This is a genomic window from Leptolyngbya sp. FACHB-671, assembly GCF_014695745.1.
Taxonomy (GTDB): Bacteria; Cyanobacteriota; Cyanobacteriia; order Elainellales; family Elainellaceae; genus JAAUTN01.
Window position 1 is genome coordinate 23518 of record NZ_JACJOV010000034.1, and the last position, 7677, is coordinate 31194.

General features: G+C 45.1%; 7 protein-coding genes and 1 pseudogene. 6 read left to right on the forward strand and 2 right to left on the reverse strand.

Going from position 1 to position 7677, the window contains the following annotated elements:
- Positions 1–352: 352 nt before the first annotated feature.
- The 5 genes and pseudogenes from H6F93_RS01400 to H6F93_RS01415 all read left to right on the forward strand — a co-directional run bounded on the left by H6F93_RS01400 (position 353) and on the right by H6F93_RS01415 (position 5210).
- On the forward strand, positions 353–1258 hold the full coding sequence (locus H6F93_RS01400) for a COG3415 family protein (protein WP_190678575.1): 906 nt from the start codon (positions 353–355) through the stop codon (positions 1256–1258).
- Positions 1206–1454 (forward strand): annotated as a pseudogene (locus tag H6F93_RS35580) (helix-turn-helix domain-containing protein); the annotation flags it as partial. The gene H6F93_RS01400 and the pseudogene H6F93_RS35580, both read left to right, overlap by 53 nt.
- Before the next feature lie 6 nt (positions 1455–1460).
- Positions 1461–2030 (forward strand): hypothetical protein, encoded by a 570-nt coding sequence (locus tag H6F93_RS01405; RefSeq protein ID WP_242043254.1) that lies wholly within the window; start codon positions 1461–1463, stop codon positions 2028–2030.
- Between the two features lie 158 nt (positions 2031–2188).
- Complete coding sequence (locus H6F93_RS01410) at positions 2189–3538, forward strand: tyrosine-type recombinase/integrase (RefSeq protein WP_190678580.1); 1350 nt, start codon at positions 2189–2191, stop codon at positions 3536–3538.
- A gap of 553 nt (positions 3539–4091) precedes the next feature.
- Positions 4092–5210, forward strand: coding sequence for a type I restriction endonuclease (locus H6F93_RS01415; protein WP_190640832.1), 1119 nt, complete (start codon positions 4092–4094; stop codon positions 5208–5210).
- 59 nt (positions 5211–5269) lie between these two features.
- Here the strand turns inward: H6F93_RS01415 and H6F93_RS01420 are convergent, their stop codons facing one another.
- The gene (locus tag H6F93_RS01420) at positions 5270–6025 is read right to left on the reverse strand and encodes a ParB N-terminal domain-containing protein (RefSeq protein ID WP_190678582.1); all 756 of its coding nucleotides are present in this window, start codon (positions 6023–6025) and stop codon (positions 5270–5272) included.
- Positions 6022–6615: a ParA family protein gene (locus H6F93_RS01425; protein WP_190678585.1), complete on the reverse strand. Its 594-nt coding sequence runs from the start codon at positions 6613–6615 to the stop codon at positions 6022–6024. The genes H6F93_RS01420 and H6F93_RS01425 overlap by 4 nt, the downstream gene beginning before the upstream one ends.
- 410 nt (positions 6616–7025) lie before the next feature.
- Between H6F93_RS01425 and H6F93_RS01430 the strand changes: the two genes are divergently transcribed.
- The gene (locus H6F93_RS01430; RefSeq protein WP_190678587.1) at positions 7026–7592 is read left to right on the forward strand and encodes a tyrosine-type recombinase/integrase; all 567 of its coding nucleotides are present in this window, start codon (positions 7026–7028) and stop codon (positions 7590–7592) included.
- Positions 7593–7677 lie beyond the last annotated feature (85 nt).

Genomic DNA, 7677 nt, shown 5'->3' on the forward strand with positions numbered 1-7677 from the left:
AGTGTGTACCAGTTGAACTCTCTGAAACTTAGGAACTTCAAACCCTTGCCATGCCGTTCCTCATGGCTGTGCCAAATAACCTAGAATTCAAGTGGTACGTCTCATTGAGACTGAAAAGCACTTTTTGAAGCAGCTACCAGTAAAGCATTTCAGCCTTAACGGTACTTTCTGTTTCATTGCTCCTCACCCCCAAATAGCACTGGACGGAAGTAGGTCAATGCAAACCGACCGTAGGTTTGGCAAAATGGCTCCCCACCAAATTGCCATCTTTACCGCAGATAAGAGCATTGCTTTGCACTTATTCTGCATACTATAGATCTTTAAGACACTTGGAATAAGTGCAAAGCACAACATGGGCAAGCCAGTTCAAGTCTTAATTACTGAAACTGCCGAGTTCCTTTCTGAACTCTTGGAGCAGGAGAAGGACTTGATGCGCTATCAAAAGCTGCGAACTCTCTACCTCTTGAAAACTGAGAGTCTCAGAGCTTGTGGACATATTGCTGAATTGATAGGTCGACACGAGGGAACGGTTAGGCGATGGGTAAGGAAATATCGACAGGTTGGTTTGCAGAAGCTTCTGGAAGATGAGGGGAGAGATCTCTTTGTTGGCATTCCGTCTGAGATTTGTGATCGCTTAGTTGAGAGGTATCAGGACACCCAGTTTCTCCCTCCAATAAAAAACATTCAGGAGTGGGTGTTACAAGAATTTGGCGTTTCAATTCCTCAAGGAAAGCTACAGAGATTACTAAGATTTAAGGTGCTTTCTATGCAACGGTTACACCATGCAGATCAAGGCGGGAAGGCTGGTGCAGGAGAGATTGAAGCTTCAGCTCTTAAAGCCGTTTACAAACAATTTTCTGAATGGAGCGCCGAAAGGGGTTTTCCCAATGAAACCCAGGCGCTGAACCAATTGATGGGAGAAATTTTTCAAGTACGTCCAGTACAATTCGTCAGCCCTCTTCAGCAGCCAGGCAAGACTCTTATTGAATCTATATCCCAAGCGCCATTAACGACAGAGATCCCGTACAACATCCCCGAATTACTTAATCAAAACAGATTAGCCGCACGCTTAAAAGTTGACCCGCATATGCTAATTCGCAATCGTACTAAACGAACTTTTCCAGGCTGGGCAAAGTTGAAAGACCCAGACAAAGTTGGCTGGCTATGGGTGCCACATTTGCAAAAATACCGCCCCCTGCTATCTAATGAAGAAATTCAAGCAATTCTTCTATCGCCAAACCGTAGTGAGCCTAGCTGATCTCGTTACTGAATCTCTTGATTACCTACTGAAGTTAAGTACCCAACAAACAACCCAACTGAAATATCACAAAGTTAAAGCTCTATGCCTTCTTAAGTCCGGTGAAGCCTCTACTAAAGAAGATGTTGCTATAGCGCTTGGATACCATCCAGTGACTGTACAGAGGTGGATTTCTAGGTATAGATCGGGCGGCATAAATCGGTTGATAGCAGTTCAATCAAGCCGAAACGATATACCAAGCTGGGCGCTAGCGCGATTGCAGCAAGAGGTACAGGGTAACCAATTTCTACCCAGTGTTGGAGCCATTCATACTTGGCTGCAAACTCTCGGTATAAAAGTGTGCAAGACCAAAGCATCTGAGGCTCGCTCCTGGATGGGCATCTTGATAAAAGATAACACTACAGCACCCTCTGCAAAGCTCCTAATGGAGCCAAATATTCACGCTCTCTATCAACAATGGAAACAAGAACACGCTATCGAGAGTGACGCAGAGGCGCTAACCCGACTCATCTCTGATTTTCTTGGATCAGAGATTTCCCAGCAGGTCAGTGACATACCGGATGATACTAAGCCAGACAGGGTGCTTTCTATCTCTGATATACCCGTGTTTTTGAAGCAAACTGATTTGGCGAAGCGATTAGGGGTTACGGATACAATGCTCAAAAACAATAGGAACAAAGAAAAGTTTCCTCGTTGGACAAAGCTGAAAGACCCAGACAAAGTTGGCTGGATATGGGTCAGAACGTTGAGAAAATACCGTTCGCTTCTCTAGAAAACTGACTAGATGCCCCTAAAAGCCATCTTTTAGGGGCATCTAGAAAGCATGCCCTATAACGTTTTTGTTACTAGAACATAGCATTTCCGTGTCCTGTATGTTCTAGTAAAACGAAAAACTGTGTATAGTACATAAAAACTGAAAATCACATATTTATGCCTACTAAAGTTAAAACCCCTAGCCAAAAATCAAAACGGGTCGGTAACGGTTCAACAGCCATTAGCTGCGATCGTGGTGTACTCCGGATTCAATTCCCATCTCAGTTATCCCAAAAGGTTTGGGGAATCAAGCAGAAGTACCTATATTTGGGATTGTCAAACAATGAACAAAACATGCTGATTGCAGAAATAATCGCCAAGGACATCCAGCTAGATATTTACGAAGAATCTTTTGACGTAACCTTGGAGCGATACTTAAACACGCTAGAGAAGTATCGCCCCAAGCCAACTTGTCAACAACAAGGGGCGTTAGAGAAAGCTATCTCCAAGGTTTTTAATCGGCATACGCTTTCTGGAATATTCGAGCAATATTTGGAGTACAAATCAGGACTTCTAGAAGAGACCACAATTGAGCTCTCCTATCGTCAAAGCTATCTCAGAGCGTTCTCTAAATGTCCACAAAATCTACATGATGGGCTAGAGATTCGTGCTTTCCTCATTGAAAATTACAGTTCTAAAAAGGCAAAAGAATTGCTTTCTGTTATCTCCTGCATGGTTGAGTGGGCGAAACTCAACCAATTGCTGCCAAGTAGTTTCTTAAACGCGTACAAGCAATACAGTGAGGATATAGATCCCGTCCCTCAAAGGGTCACTCCAAAGTCGATTCAGAAGCTAATCGATTCTGGAATTGCAGAAGAGACTGATGACGACTACCGTGCTTTTTCGTTGGAAGAGGCCAACGCTATCATTGAGGCTTTTGAAGAGCGCATGTGCCTTATACAACGTGACGGTACTCCTTGGGATGTGGTTGTTAAGTTTTTGTTCTGGACTGGAGCCAGACACGGAGAATGTGCAGGACTGACATGGCGTGATGTCTCTAGTGATGGCAGTAAAATTACTTTTAGATCATCTTATAATCATCGCCTAAGGGTATTGAAAGGTTTGAAAACTCAAAAAAAGGGCGCTCGATCCAGAGCATTCCCTTGCGGGACTAAACTACAAAATTTATTACTCAATATCCGACCGAAAAACTACAGCCCTGAAGATTACGTTTTTCAGAATAGTAAAGGAGCTCCAATTAATTTCGATATGTTCAGCCTCCACTGGGCTGGAAACGAAAAACGACTTAAACGACTAGGGACAGGTGTCCTGCCCACGTTAATTGAGCAAGGAAAGGTGTCCCAATATCTCACACCTTACGCAACTCGCCATACATACATAAACGCCCAACTTGATGCAGGTGTCAAGGCAGCCAACATTGCTAAGGTTGTAGGAAACTCAGTCGCAACAATTCACAGTCATTACGAGAGCACACGACGCGATAGCGTTGAACTTATTGAGATCTAACCAAGTGACCCTGTAACCTGATTTTGCTTGCTTGATGAGTTGTTTTGTGGTGATCAAGACCTTATTGCGGTGAAAAGCTTGGCACAAAGAAAACGGTCGTTTTTGGGGCAAAGGTAGCGTAGCTGCAACAAAGCGCCACACAGCGCCTGAAAGCCTTGCCATGCAAGGCTTTCAGAAAAATTTCCGTAATTTAGCTAAAACATGCCAAGAAATGACTGTTTTTGGGACAGTTAGTACTCTAAAAGCTTGATTTTGCGTTGTTTTACCCCTCTTACTGCAACTGGATCAATTATCGTAAACGGGACAGTTTGTCCTTAGCGACCATTTTTTCTCGTCTGCTATACAAAGGCGAGTTTAACTACACTCAAAAGCCGTGTTCCCAAACGGACTAGTTTGTCGAGTGAAGACGATTGCTACCTTTACCCCTACTACTGAGAAGTCTTCGTGATGATTTCATAAACATGCAGGTGAAATTGCTATTTTCCTATTTCACTCCCCGGTTTCTTTGGGCACTCTAGGGAAGATTTGTGTAACCCAGGCTCTAGGAATTTATATGGATTTTATTGATCAAATCAAAGCTCTTTCAGTAAAAACCCAAAGCATACTAAATGATATCCGTACAGAGGAAGCTACAAAACAGTATTTAGTGATTCCTTTTATTCAAGCTCTTGGATATGACGTTTTTGACCCTAAAGAAGTTGTTCCAGAGTTTGATGCAAATGTAGGAGCCGCAAAAAAATATAAACTTGACTATGCCATATTCAAGGATGGTAAGCCCATCATTTTAATTGAGTGCAAAAGCAAGGAGGAGAAGTTTGCTGATAAATGCCACGCGTACAGCCAGCTCTTTCATTACTTTGCGGCAACGGATGCCCGAATTGGAGTTTTAACTAATGGGGTAATTTATCGCTTCTATGCAGATTTAGAAAAAGCTCACAAAATGGACGAAAAGCCATTTCTTGAGATTGATATGTTGAATCTCAAGGAAGTATTAGTTGATGAGCTTAAGAAGGTTACAAAGTCTGCTTTTGACATTGATAAGATGGTGACGGCGGCTACTGAACTGAAGTATGTAGGTGGCATACTAGCGATGCTGTCAGAGCAATTAACTACTCCTTCAGAAGATTTCACTAAAGTGTTTTATAGCCAACTTTGCCCTGGCAAGGTGTTTAGCCCCACTGCAAAACAGCAGTTTGCTGATTACATGAAAAGAGCACTGAGGCAATTTGTAAGAGAGCAAATTAGTAATTTGCTCGATGCTTCAGGTTTTACGGATGGCTCTCCGGCACAATCTCATACACAGCCTTCCGATTCATCTAGCATCACTGATGATTCTAGTCAGTCAAAGGCAGGAAATAAAATTGTGACTACAGAAGAGGAGATGGAAGGATTCTATATCGTAAAATCCATCCTTCGGGAAATCGTCGATCCTAGTCGAATTGCATATCGGGACGTTCAAACCTACTTTGGAATTCTGCTGGACGATAACAACCGAAAACCCATTTGTAGGCTTTACTTAAACGCCCAAAGCAATAAACGTATTAGCTTTTTTGAGCACGGAGAGGAAGAAAAGCAAGAGGAGAAAATTTCTATCGACACAATGGATGATATTTACAAATATGCTGCGCGGCTAAAGGCAGCAGTAGAGTATTACGAGAAAGCTAAAGTTTAACGGGAATGGCGATCGCCACTTTTGTCATGTGTACAAGTGCCCCTCCACACATGAATCGCTCAACTTTCAGACTGCTCCTGCAAAACTGCTTCAATTAGTTCAATTAGTCCAGATAGAGAAGCTGCTAGTTCCTTCTCTGCTGGTGTCTTGGGCTTGCTCTGCTGCCACTGCTTCAGCTTAGGCAATGCCTGCTTGAGTAACTTGCTAGGAAAAACCTCGCCACTTGTCGGGGTTTCTGGTTCGCTCAAATAGCGCTCAACCGTCCGCAGGCTCTTCCCAAAGATTACCGATAAAGCAGGCTTGAGCCGTTTCTCTCCCTTCTTAGGTCTACCTGGTGTGTCCTGGTAGCCAGCAGCTCTCAACTTCTCGGCGATCGCTACTACTTCAGTTCGGCTATAATCCCGGCGCTTCTCGTTCTCAGAGAGTTCGACTTCCAGACTTCGATCAGGTTCTACCTGAGAATCGAAGTCCATGACCCTAACAGGCACCCTATCATTTGGGAATTGGCGCTTGTAAGCATCTCTGTTCTGTTCCCTGAGCAGGTGAATTGCCGCTCGACGGTGCCCACCTGCGAGCAGCCTGCCCTTAGCATCAACGGTAACCGCCTGCACCAGTCCTATAGCTGCAATGCTCTCTGCTAACTCCTCTACGTGCTTTTGGTCAAGCGGGCGGGTATCTCCAGCAACTCTATCCTTGATGTCATCCAACGGGATTGTTGCTTCAATTCCAGACCGCTGCTGTTGCGGCTGCTCCTTCTCCTGCTCCCTGTCCTTTTTCTCTCTAGCTTTTGCCAGAATCTTGTCAAAGTTCGTCATTTTAGGATTTCTTGCCCCACTGACGTGTAATCCTTCCAAGCAATACCTGCATTACGATCGCCGCGAACATCCTTAACAATAACTCCCAAATTTTCGGCTCTCTGATAAGCTGCGTATCGTCTAACGCGGGACTTAAAGACTGATAGCCCTGCCTTGGTCAGGCTCTCCTGAGCCTTCTCAGCTTCTCTGCTAGGTGGAGGTGGGCATACGGTCAGCAGGATTCGATACTTGTCCGAGTCAATGGATTCGAGGGTATCCAAAGTCTGCACAACAGCTTCCATTGCAAAAGTCGTAGGGGTGGTAGGAAGCACAAGCAGATCACAGCTATCAGCCAAGGCAATTAGAGCTTCATCACTAGGTCTAGCAGGGGTATCAATTACCATGTGCTCAAACTCCCCAGCCTCGTCAATATCATCCTGGTCAAATACCCTAAACGGAGCTTCACCACGTTGTGCCCAACTAGTAGCGCTGCGGTTGAGGTCGCCGTCTGCAAGGATTGTTTCGCCTTTAGTTTGAAGGTAAGCTGCGATGTGGATCGCGGTTGTAGTTTTGCCTACACCTCCCTTGAACGAGCTGACGGTAATAATCATGCTTTTGCGCTTTCAATATGAGCAAATGTACAGCGCTTTGGGTCGCAACATCTACCCCAATATGAACCTAATTTAAGGCGCGATCGCCTCATGCAGCACCTGGGATGAATTGCGCTTGGTCTCGTTGGCGATCGCCTCAATCTTTGCCTTCCACTCTGGCAGTACCCTCGTCGAGACATTCGGGTTAAGTTGTCTGCCCCATCGTCATCTTTGGAAATTCTTATCCTAAGTCTAGCTAGTCTCACTCTGTAAACGCTGAAACCTTTGCATTCTCAATAAGAAGGCATTTTGAGCAATAAGGGGTTATTTCCTGTTGGCATCGAATCAGAGTGGCGTAAAACTCAGTGAGTCCGTTCGTAATTCAACCGGAATACGAATAAGATGGGAAGACAGCTTTTCTGAGGTAAGCCATGCCGCGTGATGGGAAGACGAATCGTTCCGGCAGCGCTGCAATTTTGGAACCGGATGAACTGCAAAACTTGTTTGCTGAACTGGATGACCCCTATCGAGCGATCTCCCAAATTTGCTACTTGACTGCTGGCAGGATTGGCGAGGTGGTGAACCTGCGGGTTGAGCATTTGAGAAATGGGTATGTCGTTTTCCCGGTTCCCAACACGAAGACCAATGAGACTCGCAAGGTGGTCATGTCAGAGCCGTTGCAAAAGGTGTTGAAGCGAATCAAGCCAGCAGCAGGTTACCTATTCCCGTCTGGCTCCAAGACTGGACACATCACAGCCAGGGCTGTAGAAAAGCACGTTAAGCTAGCGGCTGAACTGCTGGGCTTTGAAGGGATGAGCTTGCATAGCTTTAGGCGATCGAGATTGACCCATCTGCATGAGCAAGGTTGGGGGCTGCACGAACTAAAGCGAGTGAGCGGTCACAAGTCTCTGTCTCAGCTTCAAGCCTATCTGGGTGTGGATCAGGCAGTGGTGGACGAGAAGTTGAGGCAGGCTGATGCGGGGTTTGAGGTAGCTTAAAGGGGTAATTGAAGCGAACGTGCTATGAGGGGCAATTAGGCTGAAACCCTTGTCTAGCAAAGATTTCACGTTAGTTAGCTTGTAC

Excerpts from the sequence above, each read along its gene's own strand:
- H6F93_RS01400 (WP_190678575.1), top strand. The coding sequence starts at position 353 with ATGGGCAAGCCAGTTCAAGTCTTAATTACTGAAACTGCCGAGTTCCTT.
- H6F93_RS01410 (WP_190678580.1), top strand. The coding sequence starts at position 2,189 with ATGCCTACTAAAGTTAAAACCCCTAGCCAAAAATCAAAACGGGTCGGT.
- H6F93_RS01415 (WP_190640832.1), top strand. The coding sequence starts at position 4,092 with ATGGATTTTATTGATCAAATCAAAGCTCTTTCAGTAAAAACCCAAAGC.
- H6F93_RS01420 (WP_190678582.1), bottom strand. The coding sequence starts at position 6,025 with ATGACGAACTTTGACAAGATTCTGGCAAAAGCTAGAGAGAAAAAGGAC.
- H6F93_RS01425 (WP_190678585.1), bottom strand. The coding sequence starts at position 6,615 with ATGATTATTACCGTCAGCTCGTTCAAGGGAGGTGTAGGCAAAACTACA.
- H6F93_RS01430 (WP_190678587.1), top strand. The coding sequence starts at position 7,026 with ATGCCGCGTGATGGGAAGACGAATCGTTCCGGCAGCGCTGCAATTTTG.